At 71.1% G+C, this 15,995-nt stretch carries 7 protein-coding genes, 1 tRNA gene and 1 rRNA gene; 8 read left to right on the forward strand and 1 reads right to left on the reverse strand.

All coding sequences use genetic code 11. The features are described from left to right. The first annotated feature begins 130 nt into the window (after positions 1–130). Together rrf and AB0F18_RS24470 are read left to right on the forward strand one after the other, a co-directional pair. Positions 131–247: ribosomal RNA gene (gene rrf / locus AB0F18_RS24465) — 5S ribosomal RNA — on the forward strand. A 5-nt stretch (positions 248–252) separates the two neighbouring features. Next, positions 253–328: transfer RNA gene (locus tag AB0F18_RS24470), tRNA-Thr, on the forward strand. Positions 329–445: 117 nt separating this feature from the next. Here the strand turns inward: AB0F18_RS24470 and AB0F18_RS24475 are convergent. Then, the gene (locus tag AB0F18_RS24475; RefSeq protein ID WP_362064086.1) at positions 446–2,968 is read right to left on the reverse strand and encodes a SpoIIE family protein phosphatase; all 2,523 of its coding nucleotides are present in this window, start codon (positions 2,966–2,968) and stop codon (positions 446–448) included. A 228-nt stretch (positions 2,969–3,196) separates the two neighbouring features. Between AB0F18_RS24475 and AB0F18_RS24480 the strand changes: the two genes are divergently transcribed. From AB0F18_RS24480 to pgsA, 6 genes are all read left to right on the forward strand, one after another. Beyond that, positions 3,197–8,704, forward strand: coding sequence for a HAMP domain-containing protein (locus tag AB0F18_RS24480; RefSeq protein ID WP_362064088.1), 5,508 nt, complete (start codon positions 3,197–3,199; stop codon positions 8,702–8,704). A 235-nt stretch (positions 8,705–8,939) separates the two neighbouring features. Further along, positions 8,940–9,620 (forward strand): response regulator, encoded by a 681-nt coding sequence (locus AB0F18_RS24485; RefSeq protein WP_045949494.1) that lies wholly within the window; start codon positions 8,940–8,942, stop codon positions 9,618–9,620. A 189-nt stretch (positions 9,621–9,809) separates the two neighbouring features. Continuing rightward, a complete protein-coding gene (locus AB0F18_RS24490; protein WP_362064091.1) occupies positions 9,810–12,575 on the forward strand; it encodes a DNA translocase FtsK in 2,766 nt (921 codons plus the stop codon). A 208-nt stretch (positions 12,576–12,783) separates the two neighbouring features. Further along, entirely contained in the window at positions 12,784–13,677 is an 894-nt protein-coding gene (locus tag AB0F18_RS24495) for a RodZ domain-containing protein (RefSeq protein WP_362064093.1), read from the forward strand. A 114-nt stretch (positions 13,678–13,791) separates the two neighbouring features. After that, a complete protein-coding gene (gene rimO / locus AB0F18_RS24500; protein ID WP_362064095.1) occupies positions 13,792–15,306 on the forward strand; it encodes a 30S ribosomal protein S12 methylthiotransferase RimO in 1,515 nt (504 codons plus the stop codon). Then, positions 15,303–15,959, forward strand: a complete 657-nt coding sequence (gene pgsA / locus AB0F18_RS24505) for a CDP-diacylglycerol--glycerol-3-phosphate 3-phosphatidyltransferase (RefSeq protein WP_362064097.1) — start codon at positions 15,303–15,305, stop codon at positions 15,957–15,959. The genes rimO and pgsA overlap by 4 nt, the downstream gene beginning before the upstream one ends. Positions 15,960–15,995: the final 36 nt, after the last annotated feature.

The following is a 15,995-nucleotide window of genomic DNA, read 5'->3' on the forward strand; positions in this document are numbered from 1 at the left end:
GAAGCCCGGTAACGGGTGGAGCTGACTGGTACTAATAGGCCGAGGGCTTGTCCTCAGTTGCTCGCGTCCACTGTGTTAGTTCTGAAGTAACGAACTCGCCTTGCCGGCTGGAGTTCCAACTTCATAGTGTTTCGGTGGTCATAGCGTTAGGGAAACGCCCGGTTACATTCCGAACCCGGAAGCTAAGCCTTTCAGCGCCGATGGTACTGCAGGGGGGACCCTGTGGGAGAGTAGGACGCCGCCGAACAACCCGCCCTTTTAGCTCAGTCGGTAGAGCGTCTCCATGGTAAGGAGAAGGTCAACGGTTCGATTCCGTTAAAGGGCTCCAACAGAAAAGGCCCCCGCCAATAGGCGGGGGCCTTTTTGCGTTTCCGGGACCGATCGAGACCGGAGGGCCGGCCGGGCCGCCGCACGGGCGGCCCGGGGCCGGAGGGGTGAAGCGGGGTCAGGAACCCTCGCGCGGATGCGGGACGCGGAACGCCAGGATCGCCATGTCGTCCGAGGCGGGCTCGGCCGCGAAGCGTTCCACCGCACGCAGGACGCGCGCCGCGACCGCGCCCGCCGTGAGCCCCGTACACGTGGTGAGGACCTCCGCCAGGCCGTCGTCGCCCAGCATGCGCGTGCCCTCCCGGCGTTCCGTCACCCCGTCCGTGACGCACAGGAGGACGTCACCGGGGGCCAGGGACAGCGTCTGCTCGTAGAGGTCCAGGTCGTCGATCACGCCCAGCAGCGGCTGAGGTTCCGCCGCCGGGGTGACCCGGCCGTCCGGGCGCAGGCGCAACGGGAGCGGATGGCCCGCACAGACCACCTTCATCAGGGCGCCGCCGTCCGGCTGCGGGTGGAGCTCGCCGTACAGGAGGGTCAGGAAGCGGCTGCGGGCGCCCTCGTCGAGGATGGCCGCATTGAGCCGCTCCAGGACCGCCGGGCCGCCCAGCCCCTCCCGCGCCAGCAGGCGCAGGGCGTGGCGGGCCAGGCCGGTGACGGCCGCCGCCTCCGGGCCCGTACCGCACACGTCGCCGATGGCGAAGCCGTACGCGCCGTCGCGGATCGGGAAGACGTCGTAGAAGTCGCCGCCCACCTCGTTGCCCTCGCCGGCGGCGCGGTAGATGACCTCGACCTCCATACCGGGGATGGCGGGGGAGCCGGGCGGCAGGAGGCTGCGCTGCAGGGAGCGGCTGATGGCCGTGCGCTCCGAGTAGAGGCGGGCGTTGTCCAAGGCCAGGGCCGCACGGCGCGACAGGTCGTCGGCCAGTTCGAGGATCTCCTGGCGGAAGTGCTCCTCGCTGGGCTTGCCCAGGGTGAGCATGCCGATCACCCGGTTGCGGGCCAGGAGGGGCAGGACGACCGTCTCGCCGCCGACCGCCGCTGCCGTCGCCGGCCAGGGGCGGGCGCCGGCCTCGCGGACCGGTTCGGGCGGGTCGACCCGGGACAGGAGGTCCTTCAGGCCGTCGATGCGTTCCTCGTCCTCGTGCAGGACGTAGGCGAGGTAGGGGTCGGAGGCCTGGTCGGCGATCGTGTAGACGGCGCACCAGGTGGCCAGCGTCGGCACGGTCATCTGGGCCATCAGGGCCAGGGTCTGGTCCCGGTCCAGGGTGCCGGCCAGCAGGTCGGAGGCCTCGACGAGGAAGGACAGGGAGCCGCGGCGCAGCCGCTCCAGCTCGCCGAGGCGGGCCGACTCCACGGCGAGGGCGATGCGGTCGGCGGCGAACTGGAGGCGCAGGGCCTCCTCATTGGTGTAGCGGCCCGGGTTCTCGGCGGCGACGCCCAGGGAGCCGGTCAGGCGGCCCTCCACCTTGAGGGGGACGGTCACGACCGAGCGCATGCCCGTGGACTCCAGGAGCGGCACGGCCCCGGGGACGGCGGACAGGTCGTCGTGGACGGCGGGCAGGCGGGCGGATCCGTAGCGGCTGGTGCCGGCCTCCACGGGGACGCGGGCGAAGCGCTGGCGGGTGGAGGGCAGACCCGTGGTGGCGCGGACCTCCAACTCGGTTTCGTCATCGGTGGCCAGCAGCAGGAACGCGGCGTCGGCGTCGAGCATGTCGCGGGCCCGCTCCACGGTGCGCTGGAGCAGGCCGTCGAGGTCGTCGGGGGCCGGGGAGCCGATGAACACCTCGAAGGGGTCCACGGGGCGGGGGTCGGCGAGCTGGCCGTCGGAGACGGGGGCCCGCACGGGGGTCTGGAGCAGGGCGCGCTCGTCGTCGTGCACGAGGAGGCAGACGATGGACGGCTCGCCGTGGGCGTCGCGGACCCGCAGGTGGGAGGCGTAGACGGGGATGACGCGGCCGTCGGCGCCGCGGATGCCGTAGCTGCCCTCCCAGCGGGACAGGCGCAGGGCCTCGGCGATGCCGGTGCCGGTGCCGGGCGTCTGGGGCCAGGCGGCGAGCTCGGCCAGGGGGCGGCCGATGACCTTCTCGGAGGAGTAGCCGAAGACGTGCTCGGCGTCCTCGTTCCAGGCGGAGACGGAGTCGGCGGCGTCGATCTGGATGACGGCGACGCGGACCCGGCTGTCGGCCAGGGGCAGGAACTGGTCCGGGACGACGGGGCCCGCCGAGCGGGTACCGACCGGCCGGTCCGGGAGGTCGAGGCGGAACCACACGTGTTTGTGGGTGGTGGTGTACTCGACGCCCCAGCGGGTGGCGAGGGCGGCGCAGAGCATCAGCCCGCGGCCGCTCTCGCGGTCCGGGTCGGCGTACGGGCGCTCGCCGGGGTGGCGCAGCGGGAGCTCGCGCTCGGGGTACCGGTCGGCGATCTCGACGCGTACGCCGCCCTCGGCGCGCAGGCACAGGACCTCGGCCTGGGTACCGGCGTGGACGACGGCGTTGGTGACGAGCTCGCTGGTCAGCACCACCGCGTCGTCGACGATGTCCGCGAAGCCCCATCCCTGGAGCGTGTCGCGCACGAACGCGCGGGCGGCGGCGACCGAGCGCCCTTGGGGGGTGAAACTGGCAGCCGCCCGTGCCGTGATCACAAGTCTCCTTCGACGCGGTGGGACATCGGATGCCAGGTTACTTACCTTCGAGGCCGAGGTGAGGCCGCTGTACGGGATTCCACCCGCAGGGTGTGGACCCTGTGCGAAGGTGCCGAAGTGTTATGGCCGGGTTCGGCCGGGGTGAAACACTGGGCAGGCTTGGAGAGCCGGCTCTTGGACAGCCGGAGATCCGGTGGAACAGCGGTCGACCCTTTCGGGAGGGACACGGTGGAGTCTGGCGCAGCGGTGCGGCGTACGGGAACGCGCCCCAAGGGGGGCAGGTCCCGGCGGAACGGGACGACGGAGGTCGATACCGCCGCACTGAACAGGCTGCTCATGGCCCTGGTGTCGATGCGGGACGGGAACTTCCGCAAGCGGCTGACGGTGTCCGGCGAGGGCGTGATGGCGGAGATCGCCGCCGTCTACAACGAGGTCGCCGACCGCAATCTGCACTTGACGGGGGAGCTGTCGCGGGTCCGGCGCATGGTGGGCCGCGAGGGCAAGCTGAGCGAGCGGCTGGAGACGGGGGCCTGCGAGGGCTCCTGGGCGGCCGCCATCGACGCCTCGAACCAGCTGGTGGACGATCTGGCCCGGCCGGTGTCCGAGGTGGGCCGGGTGCTGTCGGCGGTGGCCGAGGGCGACCTGGACCAGCGGATGGACCTGCGGACGCAGGCGCCGGACGGGGTCGGGCATCCGCTGCGCGGCGAGTTCCTGAAGGTCGGGCGGACGGTCAACAACCTGGTCGACCAGCTGTCGGCGTTCACCGACGAGGTGACGCGGGTGGCGCTGGAGGTGGGTACCGAGGGCAAGCTGGGCGGTCAGGCCCAGGTGCGCGGAATGTCCGGTTCTTGGAAGGACCTGACCGATTCCGTCAACACCATGGCCTACCGGCTCACCGCTCAGGTGCGTGACATCGCCCTCGTCACGACGGCGGTGGCCAAGGGCGACCTGTCGCGCAAGGTCACGGTGCACGTGGCCGGCGAGATGCTCCAGCTGAAGAACACCGTCAACACGATGGTGGACCAGCTGTCCTCCTTCTCTTCCGAGGTGACGCGCGTCGCCCGCGAGGTGGGCACCGAGGGCGAGCTGGGCGGTCAGGCGAAGGTGCCCGGGGTCGCGGGCGTCTGGAAGGACCTGACCGACTCCGTCAACACGATGGCGGGCAACCTCACGGCCCAGGTCCGCGGGATCGCGCAGGTCACGACGGCCGTCGCCAACGGTGACCTGTCGCAGAAGGTGCGCGTCAGCGCGCGGGGCGAGGTGGCGCAGCTGGCCGAAACGATCAATCAGATGACGGAGACCCTGCGGACCTTCGCGGACGAGGTCACGCGGGTGGCCAGCGAGGTCGGCGCCAAGGGTCTGCTGGGCGGTCAGGCGCAGGTGCCGGGTGCGGCGGGGACGTGGAAGGACCTCACCGATTCGGTGAACACGGTCTTCCGCAACCTGACCACGCAGGTGCGGGACATCGCGCAGGTGACGACGGCGGTGGCGAACGGCGACCTGTCGCAGAAGGTCACCGTCGATGTGGCCGGCGAGATGCTGGAGTTGAAGAACACCGTCAACACGATGGTGGACCAGCTCCAGTCGTTCGGTGCGGAAGTGACCCGTGTGGCCCGTGAGGTGGGCGTCGAGGGCGAGCTGGGCGGTCAGGCGCAGGTGCCGGGGGCGGCGGGTACCTGGAAGGACCTCACCGATTCGGTGAACACCGCCTTCCGCAACCTCACCGGTCAGGTGCGCAACATCGCGCAGGTGACGACGGCGGTGGCGAACGGCGACCTGTCGCAGAAGGTCACCGTGGACGTCTCGGGCGAGATGCTCCAGCTGAAGAACACCGTGAACACGATGGTGGACCAGCTGTCCTCCTTCGCCGACCAGGTCACGCGGATGGCGCGCGACGTGGGCACGGAGGGCCGGCTCGGCGGCCAGGCCCGGGTCGAGGGGGTGTCCGGGACCTGGAAGGAACTGACCGACTCCGTCAACTTCATGGCCGGGAACCTGACCTCGCAGGTGCGCCAGATCGCCCAGGTGACCACGGCGGTGGCGCGCGGTGACCTGTCGCAGAAGATCGACGTGGACGCGCGCGGGGAGATCCTGGAGCTGAAGAACACCATCAACACGATGGTGGACCAGCTCTCGGCCTTCGCGGAGCAGGTGACCCGGGTGGCCCGGGACGTGGGCACGGAGGGCCGGCTCGGCGGCCAGGCGCAGGTGCCCGGGGTGGCCGGCGTCTGGCGCGACCTGACGGACTCGGTGAACGGCATGGCCGGGAACCTGACCTCCCAGGTCCGCAACATCGCCCAGGTCGCGACGGCGGTGGCGCGCGGTGACCTGTCGCAGAAGATCGACGTGGACGCGCGCGGGGAGATCCTGGAGCTGAAGAACACCATCAACACGATGGTGGACCAGCTCTCGAACTTCGCCGAGCAGGTGACCCGGGTGGCCCGCGAGGTGGGCACCGAGGGCATCCTGGGCGGCCAGGCGGAGGTCAAGGGGGTCTCCGGCACCTGGAAGGACCTCACCCAGTCCGTCAACTTCATGGCGAACAACCTGACCTCCCAGGTCCGCAACATCGCCGAGGTGACCACGGCGGTCGCCATGGGCGACCTGTCCAAGAAGATCACCGTCGACGCCAAGGGCGAGATCCTCGAACTGGTCACCACGGTGAACACGATGGTGGACCAGCTGTCCTCCTTCGCGGAGCAGGTGACGCGGGTGGCCCGTGAGGTGGGTACCGAGGGCATCCTCGGCGGCCAGGCCCGGGTGCGCGGGGTGACCGGCATCTGGAAGGACCTGTCGGACAACGTCAACACGATGGCCGGGAACCTGACGGCGCAGGTGCGCGGGATCGCCCAGGTGTCGGCGGCCGTCGCCAACGGCGACCTGACGAAGAAGGTCACCGTCGAGGCCCGCGGCGAGGTCGCGCAGCTCGCCGACACGGTCAACACGATGGTCAAGACCCTGTCCTCGTTCGCGGACGAGGTCACGCGCGTGGCCCGGGAGGTGGGCACGGAGGGCCGTCTGGGCGGCCAGGCGCACGTCCCGGGGGTCTCGGGCACGTGGAAGGACCTCACCGACTCGGTGAACTTCATGGCCTCCAACCTCACCGGGCAGGTGCGGCAGATCGCCATGGTCACGACGGCCATCGCCAAGGGCGACATGACCAAGAAGATCGACATCGATGCGCGCGGGGAGATCCTGGAGCTGAAGACGACCATCAACACGATGGTCGACCAGCTGTCCTCCTTCGCCGACCAGGTGACCAGGGTGGCCCGTGAGGTGGGTACCGAGGGCATCCTGGGCGGCCAGGCCCGGGTGCGCGACGTGGACGGCACCTGGCGGGACCTGACCGAGTCCGTGAACGAGATGGCCGGCAACCTCACCCGGCAGGTGCGGGCGATCGCGGCCGTGGCCACCGCGGTGACCCGCGGGGACCTGAGCCTGAAGGTCGACGTGGACGCGGCGGGCGAGATCCAGGCCCTCCAGGACAACATCAACACGATGATCGCGAACCTGCGAGACACCACCCTGGCCAACAAGGAGCAGGACTGGCTCAAGGGCAACCTCGCCCGGATCTCGGCGCTGATGCAGGGCCGCCGGGACCTGGACGACGTGGCCAAGCTGATCATGAGCGAGCTGACCCCGGTGGTCGCGGCGCAGCACGGGGCGTTCTTCCTCGCGGTGCCGACCGGCGGGAGCACCGAGATCGGGACGGACGGCGGCGCGGAGGGCTCGTACGAGCTGCGGATGCGCGGGAGCTACGCGTACGCGGGCAGCCAGATGCCGATCTCGTTCCGGCCGGGGGAGGGGCTGATCGGGACGGTCGCGGAGGAGAAGCGGACGATCCTGGTGGAGAACACCCCGCCGGGTTACCTGAAGATCTCCTCGGGGCTCGGTGAGGCGCCGCCGGCGCACGTGATCGTGCTGCCGGTGCTGTTCGAGGGGAAGGTCCTCGGCGTCATCGAGCTGGCCGGCTTCCAGCCGTTCACGCAGATCCAGAAGGACTTCCTCAGCCAGATCGCCGAGATGATCGGCACGAGCGTCAACACGATCTCCGTCAACTCCAAGACGGAGATGCTGCTCAAGCAGTCCCAGGAGATGACCGAGCAGCTGCGCGAGCGCTCCGACGAGCTGGAGAACCGGCAGAAGGCGCTCCAGGCCGCGAACGCGGAGCTGGAGGAGAAGGCAGAGCTGCTGGCCCAGCAGAACCGGGACATCGAGGTGAAGAACACCGAGATCGAGGAGGCCCGGCAGGTCCTGGAGGAGCGCGCCGAGCAGCTGGCGGTCTCGATGCGCTACAAGAGCGAGTTCCTCGCGAACATGTCGCACGAGCTGCGCACGCCGCTGAACTCGCTGCTGATCCTGGCGAAGCTGCTCGCGGACAACGCCGACGAGAACCTGTCGCCGAAGCAGGTGGAGTTCGCGGAGACCATCCACGGCGCGGGCTCGGACCTGCTCCAGCTGATCAACGACATCCTCGACCTGTCGAAGGTCGAGGCCGGGAAGATGGACGTGTCCCCGACGCGGATCGCGCTGGTCCAGCTCGTGGACTACGTGGAGGCCACCTTCCGGCCGCTGACCGCCGAGAAGGGGCTCGACTTCTCGGTGCGGGTCTCCCCGGAGCTGCCCGCGACCCTGCACACCGACGAGCAGCGCCTGCTCCAGGTGCTGCGCAACCTGCTGTCGAACGCGGTGAAGTTCACCGACAACGGGGCGGTGGAGCTGGTGATCCGGCCCGCCGGGGCCGACGTGCCGACGGCGATCCGGGAACAGCTGCTGGAGGCCGGGTCGCTGCGCGACGCGGACGGGGACCTGATCGCCTTCTCGGTGACCGACACCGGCATCGGGATCGCGGCGAGCAAGATGCTGGTGATCTTCGAGGCGTTCAAGCAGGCGGACGGCACGACGAGCCGCAAGTACGGCGGTACGGGCCTCGGGCTGTCCATCAGCCGGGAGATCGCCCGGCTGCTCGGCGGGGAGATCCACGCGGCGAGCGAGCCCGGGCGCGGGTCGACGTTCACGCTGTACCTGCCGCTGCACCCGAGCGAGCTGCCGCCGCAGGGGTACGCGCCGCCCACGCCCGGCGGGGCGCGCGGGGAGTACCGCAGGGCGGTCGAGGAGGCGCTGCCGGCGCCGCAGCCCGTCCCGGTGGCGGCGCTGCCCGTGGTGGCGAAGAACGCGGTGCCGGTGCGGCAGGCGCTGCCGGCGGCGGAGCCGGCCGGGCAGGGCTCCTCGGCGCTGTTCCGGCGCCGCCGCAAGCCGCTGGCCGGTCCGCCGCCGCGCACCGAGGTGCCGGGGCAGCCGGGCGGGGAGGCGTGGGGGGAGCAGGAGGAGCTGCCGGCGCCGCCGCGTACGTACGACTTCCACGGCGAGCGGGTGCTCATCGTGGACGACGACGTGCGCAACGTCTTCGCGCTGACGAGCGTGCTGGAGCAGCACGGGCTGGCGGTGCTCTACGCCGAGAACGGCAGGGAGGGCATCGAGGTGCTGGAGCAGCACGACGACGTGGCGGTCGTCCTGATGGACATCATGATGCCGGAGATGGACGGGTACGCGACGACGTCGGCGATCCGGCGGATGCCGCAGTTCGAGGGGCTGCCGATCATCGCGCTGACGGCGAAGGCGATGAAGGGGGACCGGGAGAAGGCCATCGACTCCGGGGCTTCCGACTACGTCACCAAGCCGGTCGAACCCGACTACCTACTGTCGGTCATGGAACAGCACATGCGCGGAAACTGACCGGCGGAGGGAACGTGACGGGAGGCCGCAGGGGGAACCTTCTGGCCTCCCGCCACGTTTCTGCTTCGTGCACAGTGACATCTTGGTGACAGGGTGTGGCGATCTCGGGACTGGGGCTACGATGACCGGCACAAGGACGGACGGCGCGAAGACGCCGTCCTCTGGGGCGGGCCCCGGCACACAGGCCGGCGTCCGGAGCCGGGGAGGCCCCATGCCGGGGCGAGGAGGACAGGGCATGGTGCAGAAGGCCAAGATCCTCCTGGTCGACGACAGGCCGGAGAATCTGCTGGCGCTGGAGGCCATCCTCTCCGCGCTCGATCAGACACTGGTCCGGGCGTCGTCGGGGGAGGAAGCGCTCAAAGCGCTGCTGACGGACGATTTCGCGGTCATCCTGCTGGATGTCCAGATGCCGGGCATGGACGGGTTCGAGACCGCCGCGCACATCAAGCGGCGCGAGCGGACCCGGGACATCCCGATCATCTTCCTCACCGCGATCAACCATGGTCCGCACCACACCTTCCGCGGGTACGCGGCGGGCGCGGTGGACTACATCTCGAAGCCGTTCGACCCCTGGGTGCTGCGCGCCAAGGTCTCGGTCTTCGTCGAGCTCTACACCAAGAACTGCCAGCTGCGGGAGCAGGCGGCCCTGCTGCGCCTCCAGCTGGAGGGCGGCGGCTCCAACGGCGACGGCAGCAAGGAGGCGGCCGGGCTGCTGGCCGAGCTCTCCGCGCGGCTCGCGGCGGTCGAGGAGCAGGCCGAGGCGCTGACCAAGCAGCTCGGCGAGGACTCCGCCGACGCCGCGGTGGTGGCGACCGCCGCGCACCTGGAGCGCAAGCTGACGGGACTGCGCCGCGCGTTGGACGCGCTGGAGCCCGGAGCCGGCGGGACCGCCCCGGTCCTGCCCGCCCAGGGCTGACGGGCCGCACGCCGGGACCGGGCGTCCCGGCGCCGGTGCCGTGCCCCGGCGAAGGGGCCGGGCCTCGGGTGCGGCTGGCGGGCCGTCAGGCCTGCCGGTGTGTCAAGACGCGTACGGACGGGGCGACACGAACGGGTGAAGGGGTGGGCACGCGTGTCCACCGGCACGCGCACCGGTAACCTCGGGCCCATGGCCTCAAGTACGTCCGGCAAGGGTTCCCAGAGCACCGCGGGCGCCGCGAAGGGCCGCCCCGGCCGGACGGCGGCGCCGGCCAAGAAGACGGCCCCCGCGCGCAAGCCTCCCGCGAAGAAGGCCGCGGCGGCCAGGCGCGCTCCCGTGAAGAAGACCGCCGCCAAAGCGGCGCCGTCCCCGACCGGGGGCGTGCTGTGGCTGGTCCGCGGCTGCTGGCTCGGGCTCGCGCACCTTGTCGGCAAGGCCTTCAGGGGCATCGGCCGGGGCGCCAAGAACCTCGACCCCGCCCACCGCAAGGACGGCGTCGCGCTGCTGCTGCTCGCCCTGGCGCTGATCGTCGCCGCCGGGACCTGGTCCAACCTGAGCGGGCCCGTCGGGGACCTGGTGACGATGCTGGTCACCGGGGCCTTCGGGCGCCTGGACCTGCTCGTGCCGATCCTGCTGGGGGTCATGGCGGTTCGTTTCATCCGCCACCCCGAGCAGAGCGACGCCAACGGGCGCATCGGCATCGGCCTGTCCGCCCTGGTCATCGGCGTCCTCGGACTGGTGCACATCGCCTGCGGGGCCCCGGGCCGCGACGAGGGCACCACCGCCATGCAGAACGCGGGCGGGCTCGTCGGCTGGGCGGCCTCCAAGCCGCTGATCTTCACCATGGGCGCGCCGCTGGCCGTGCCCATGCTGGTGCTGCTCACCGTCTTCGGCCTGCTGGTCGTCACCGCCACCCCGGTCAACGCCATCCCGCAGCGGCTGCGCCGGCTGGGGATCAAGCTGGGGATCATCGCTCCGAACGCGTACGACGAGGGGTACGGGCAGCCCGACGCCGGCCGACCCGAGCGGCACGACCCCGAGCAGTGGCGGGCCCGTGCCGAGGGCGCCGCCCTGCCGGGCGACCCCGCGGACGCCGCCGAGGAGGCGGCCCTGGCCAAGCGGCGCCGGCCCCGGCGGGCCGCCGCGCGTCCGGGGGAGCGGGAGATGGACGCCGTCGACGTGGCCGCGGCGGCCGCCGCCGCGCTGGACGGGGTGGTCTACGGAGGGCTGCCGCCGTCGCCGCTGGTCGCCGACCTCACCCAGGGGATCACCCCCCAGCGGGACGGGGTGGAGATCACCGCGCCCGTGCCGCCCGCCCGCGAGGAGCGTCCCGTTGCCGCCCCGGCCCCGGAGGAGCCGGCCGACACCCCGCACGAGCGCACCGCCGCGGCCTCGGGGACCCTGTCGGTGCCCGACCTGACGAAGGCGCCGCCCGAGGCCCAGCCGCTGCCGCCCCGCGCCGAACAGCTCCAGCTGCGCGGGGACATCACGTACTCGCTGCCCTCGCTGGACCTGCTGGAGAAGGGCGGCCCCGGCAAGACCCGCAGCGCCGCCAACGACTCGGTGGTCGCGGCGCTCACGAACGTGTTCACCGAGTTCAAGGTGGACGCGCAGGTCACCGGCTTCACCCGGGGCCCGACGGTCACCCGGTACGAGGTGACGCTCGGCGCCGCGGTGAAGGTCGAGCGGATCACGGCGCTGGCGAAGAACATCGCCTACGCCGTGGCCTCCCCGGACGTGCGGATCATCAGCCCGATCCCGGGCAAGTCGGCCGTCGGCATCGAGATCCCGAACACCGACCGGGAGATGGTCAACCTCGGCGACGTCCTGCGGCTCGCGGACGCCGCCGAGGACGACCACCCGATGCTGGTCGCGCTCGGCAAGGACGTCGAGGGCGGCTACGTCATGGCCAACCTCGCGAAGATGCCGCACGTGCTGGTCGCCGGCGCCACCGGTTCCGGCAAGTCCTCCTGCATCAACTGCCTGATCACCTCGATCATGGTCCGGGCCACCCCGGAGGACGTGCGGATGGTCCTGGTCGACCCCAAGCGGGTCGAGCTGACCGCCTACGAGGGCATCCCGCACCTGATCACCCCGATCATCACCAACCCCAAGCGGGCCGCCGAGGCCCTCCAGTGGGTGGTGCGCGAGATGGACCTGCGCTACGACGACCTGGCCGCCTTCGGCTACCGGCACATCGACGACTTCAACCGGGCGATCCGGGACGGCAAGATCAAACTGCCGCCCGGCAGCGAACGGGAGCTGAGCCCGTACCCGTACCTGCTGGTGATCGTCGACGAGCTCGCCGACCTGATGATGGTGGCCCCGCGCGACGTCGAGGACTCCATCGTGCGGATCACCCAGCTGGCCCGCGCGGCCGGCATCCACCTGGTGCTCGCCACCCAGCGGCCCTCGGTGGACGTGGTGACGGGTCTGATCAAGGCGAACGTGCCCTCGCGGCTGGCCTTCGCCACCTCCTCGCTCGCCGACAGCCGGGTCATCCTGGACCAGCCCGGCGCCGAGAAGCTGATCGGCAAGGGTGACGGACTGTTCCTGCCGATGGGCGCGAACAAGCCGGTCCGCCTCCAGGGCGCCTTCGTCACCGAGGACGAGATCGCCGGGATCGTGCAGCACTGCAAGGACCAGATGGCGCCGGTCTTCCGGGACGACGTCACGGTCGGGCAGAAGCAGAAGAAGGAAATCGACGAGGAGATCGGCGACGACCTGGACCTGCTGTGCCAGGCGGCGGAACTGGTGGTCTCCACCCAGTTCGGCTCCACCTCGATGCTCCAGCGCAAGCTGCGCGTGGGCTTCGCCAAGGCGGGGCGGCTCATGGACCTGATGGAGTCCCGGGGGGTCGTGGGTCCCAGCGAGGGCTCCAAGGCCCGCGACGTCCTGGTCAAACCCGACGAACTGGACGGGGTGCTCGCCGTCATCCGGGGCGAGGGCCCCTAGAACGGGGATCCGCCCGCCTCACCCGGCCGGAGGGGGTTCGGCGGGCAACCGTTTCCCTTGGGCGTGCGTCCAGTTGAGCGAGGCAGCGGTGGGTGGCGCCCTCGCCATACGGATGGCGTAGGAAGCGGACCCTCCGGTTGCCCCACCCTTTCGTCACCCCCCTAGACTGGACATCCAGCAGGTGGCTACACGCTCGAAAGGCGCCCTTGTGTCCATCGGCAACTCCAACTCCCCCGAAGAAGAGCGGCCTTCGACCGACGACCGGTCCGAGGACCGGCTCGTCGAACGTTCCGTCGAAGCTCCGTCCATCGGGACGGCCCTCAAGAAGGCCCGGATCGCCGCCGGGCTCACAGTCGACGAGGTCTCCTCCACGACGCGCGTGCGCATCCCGATCGTGCACGCGATCGAGGAGGACGACTTCACGCGGTGCGGCGGCGACGTGTACGCCCGCGGCCACATCCGTACGCTCGCCCGCGCCGTTCACCTCGACCCGGTCCCCCTGGTCGAGATGTACGACGCGGCCCACGGCGGCCGGCCGGCACCCACCCCCGCCGCACCGATGTTCGAAGCCGAGCGCATCCGACCCGAACGGCAGCGGCCCAACTGGACCGCCGCCATGGTCGCCGCCATCGTCGCCGTGATCGGCTTCGTCGGCTTCACCGCCTTCGGCGGCGACGAGGAGAAGGCCAAGCACCCGGTGGCGGAAGGTTCCGTCTCCCCGCAGCCCGCGCCCAAGCAGTCGGCCGGCAAGCAGCAGCCCCCGGCCCAGACCCCGCAGGCCCCCAAGCCGGAGCCCTCGGACAGTGCCATCGCGGCCGCGCCCAAGGACCTCGTCACGGTGGTCCTGACCGCCGACGTCGGCGAGAGCTGGATCTCGGCCAAGGACCACAGCGGCCGGCTGCTCTTCGACGGCACCCTCGCGCAGGGCGAGTCCAAGACCTTCACCGACAAGGAGTCCGTGGACCTCGTCCTGGGCGACGCCGGGGCCGTCAAGCTGTTCGTGAACGGCAAGGAGATCAAGGACAGGTTCGAGTCGGGCCAGGTGGAACGTCTCACCTACACCCGGGACGACCCCCGTCAGGGACAGGCCCAGGCGGGCTGACCAGCACTGAACCTCTGATTCCGGATCCCCGGGGCGCCCAGAAGCGCCCCGGGGATCTTGGTTAACCGGGACTTGGGGCGGGGGTCGCCGTCCGGACGAAGTAGTCTTGAGTCCATGCCCGAACGCCGTACCGTCGCCCTTGTCACTCTTGGCTGCGCCCGTAACGAGGTGGACTCGGAGGAGCTCGCAGGCCGCTTGGCGGCGGATGGCTGGGAGCTCGTCGAGGACGCCGCCGACGCGGACGTAGCCGTCGTCAACACCTGTGGCTTCGTCGAAGCCGCCAAGAAGGACTCCGTAGACGCCCTGCTGGAAGCCAACGATCTCAAGGATCACGGCCGGACCCAGGCCGTCGTCGCCGTCGGCTGCATGGCCGAGCGCTACGGCAAGGAGCTCGCCGAAGCGCTGCCCGAAGCCGACGGGGTCCTCGGCTTCGACGACTACGCCGACATCTCCAGCCGCCTGCAGACCATCCTCAACGGCGGCAACGTCGAGGCCCACGCCCCGCGCGACCGGCGCCAGCTCCTGCCGATCAGCCCCGCCGAGCGCCAGAACGCCTCCGTGGCCCTGCCCGGCCACGCCCAGGACGGCGCCGAGGCGCCCGCCGAGGCCCCCGCCGACCTGCCCGAGGGCCTCGCCCCCGCGTCCGGGCCGCGCGCCCCGCTGCGCCGCCGCCTGGACAACAGCCCGGTCGCCTCGGTCAAGCTGGCCTCCGGCTGCGACCGCCGCTGCTCCTTCTGCGCCATCCCGTCCTTCCGCGGGTCCTTCATCTCCCGCCGCCCCTCCGACGTGCTGGGCGAGACCCGCTGGCTCGCCGAGCAGGGCGTCAAGGAGATCATGCTGGTCTCCGAGAACAACACCTCGTACGGCAAGGACCTCGGCGACATCCGCCTGCTGGAGACCCTGCTGCCCGAGCTCGCCGCGGTCGACGGCATCGAGCGCGTCCGCGTCAGCTACCTCCAGCCCGCCGAGATGCGGCCCGGGCTGATCGACGTGCTCACCTCGACCCCCAAGGTCGTCCCGTACTTCGACCTGTCCTTCCAGCACTCGGCCCCCGACGTGCTGCGCGCCATGCGCCGCTTCGGTGACACCGACCGCTTCCTGGAGCTGCTGGACACCATCCGCTCCAAGGCCCCGCAGGCCGGCGTCCGCTCCAACTTCATCGTCGGCTTCCCCGGCGAGACCGAGGAGGACTTCGCCGAGCTGGAGCGCTTCCTCACCCACGCCCGCCTCGACGCCATCGGCGTCTTCGGCTACTCCGACGAGGACGGCACCGAGGCCGCCACGTACGAGAACAAGCTGGACGAGGAGACCGTTGCCGAGCGCCTCGCGCACATGCAGCGGCTCGCCGAGGAGCTCACCTCCCAGCGTGCGGAGGAGCGGATCGGCGAGACCCTTGAGGTACTCGTCGAAACGGTCGTCCCGTTCGACGAGGCGGAGGAGGGCGAGGGCGCCTACGGGCGCGCCGCCCACCAGGCCCCCGAGACCGACGGCCAGGTCGTCTTCACCGACGGCACCGGCCTGGTCCCCGGGACCATCGTCACCGCGAAGGTGGTCGGCACGCTGGGCGTGGACCTGGTGGCCGAACCCCTGGGCACGGAGTTCTCGGAAATCCTGGAGGCGGCCGGATGAGCGGAGTCCCGGCATCAGCGGCGGGCGGGACCGGCCGCCGGCCCACGCCCGGCGCGAAGCTCGGGACTGCGGCCGTCAATCAGGCCAGCCTCTGGAACATCGCCAACATCCTGACGATGATCCGGCTCGTCCTCGTGCCGGGATTCGTCCTGCTGCTGCTCGCCGACGGGGGCTACGACCCCGTCTGGCGGGCACTGGCCTGGGCGGCCTTCGCCGTCGCCATGATCACGGACATCTTCGACGGGCACCTCGCCCGGACGTACAACCTGGTCACGGACTTCGGCAAGATCGCCGACCCCATCGCCGACAAGGCGATCATGGGGTCGGCGCTCGTCTGTCTCTCCTGGCTCGGCGACCTGCCCTGGTGGGTCACCGGGGTGATCCTCGGGCGGGAGCTCGGGATCACGCTGATGCGCTTCTGGGTGATCCGCTACGGGGTGATCCCGGCCAGCCGGGGCGGCAAGCTCAAGACCCTGGCCCAGGGCACGGCGGTGGGCATGTACGTGCTCGCGCTGACCGGGCCGCTGGCCACGCTGCGGTTCTGGGTGATGGCGGTGGCCGTCGTACTGACCGTCGTCACCGGTCTGGACTACGTCCGCCAGGCCGTGGTGCTGCGCCGGACCGGACTGGCGGCGGAGCGGGCCTCGAAGTGACGAACGGGGCGGGGGAGGCACCGGAATCCTTGGGAG

This window comes from Streptomyces sp. NPDC029216 (assembly GCF_040648015.1).
Lineage (GTDB): Bacteria > Actinomycetota > Actinomycetes > Streptomycetales > Streptomycetaceae > Streptomyces.

Bases quoted from the DNA above. Each gene is read 5' to 3' on its own strand.
- AB0F18_RS24485 (WP_045949494.1), top strand. From the start codon at position 8,940: ATGGTGCAGAAGGCCAAGATCCTCCTGGTCGACGACAGGCCGGAGAAT.
- pgsA (WP_362064097.1), top strand. From the start codon at position 15,303: ATGAGCGGAGTCCCGGCATCAGCGGCGGGCGGGACCGGCCGCCGGCCC.
- AB0F18_RS24490 (WP_362064091.1), top strand. From the start codon at position 9,810: ATGGCCTCAAGTACGTCCGGCAAGGGTTCCCAGAGCACCGCGGGCGCC.
- rimO (WP_362064095.1), top strand. From the start codon at position 13,792: ATGCCCGAACGCCGTACCGTCGCCCTTGTCACTCTTGGCTGCGCCCGT.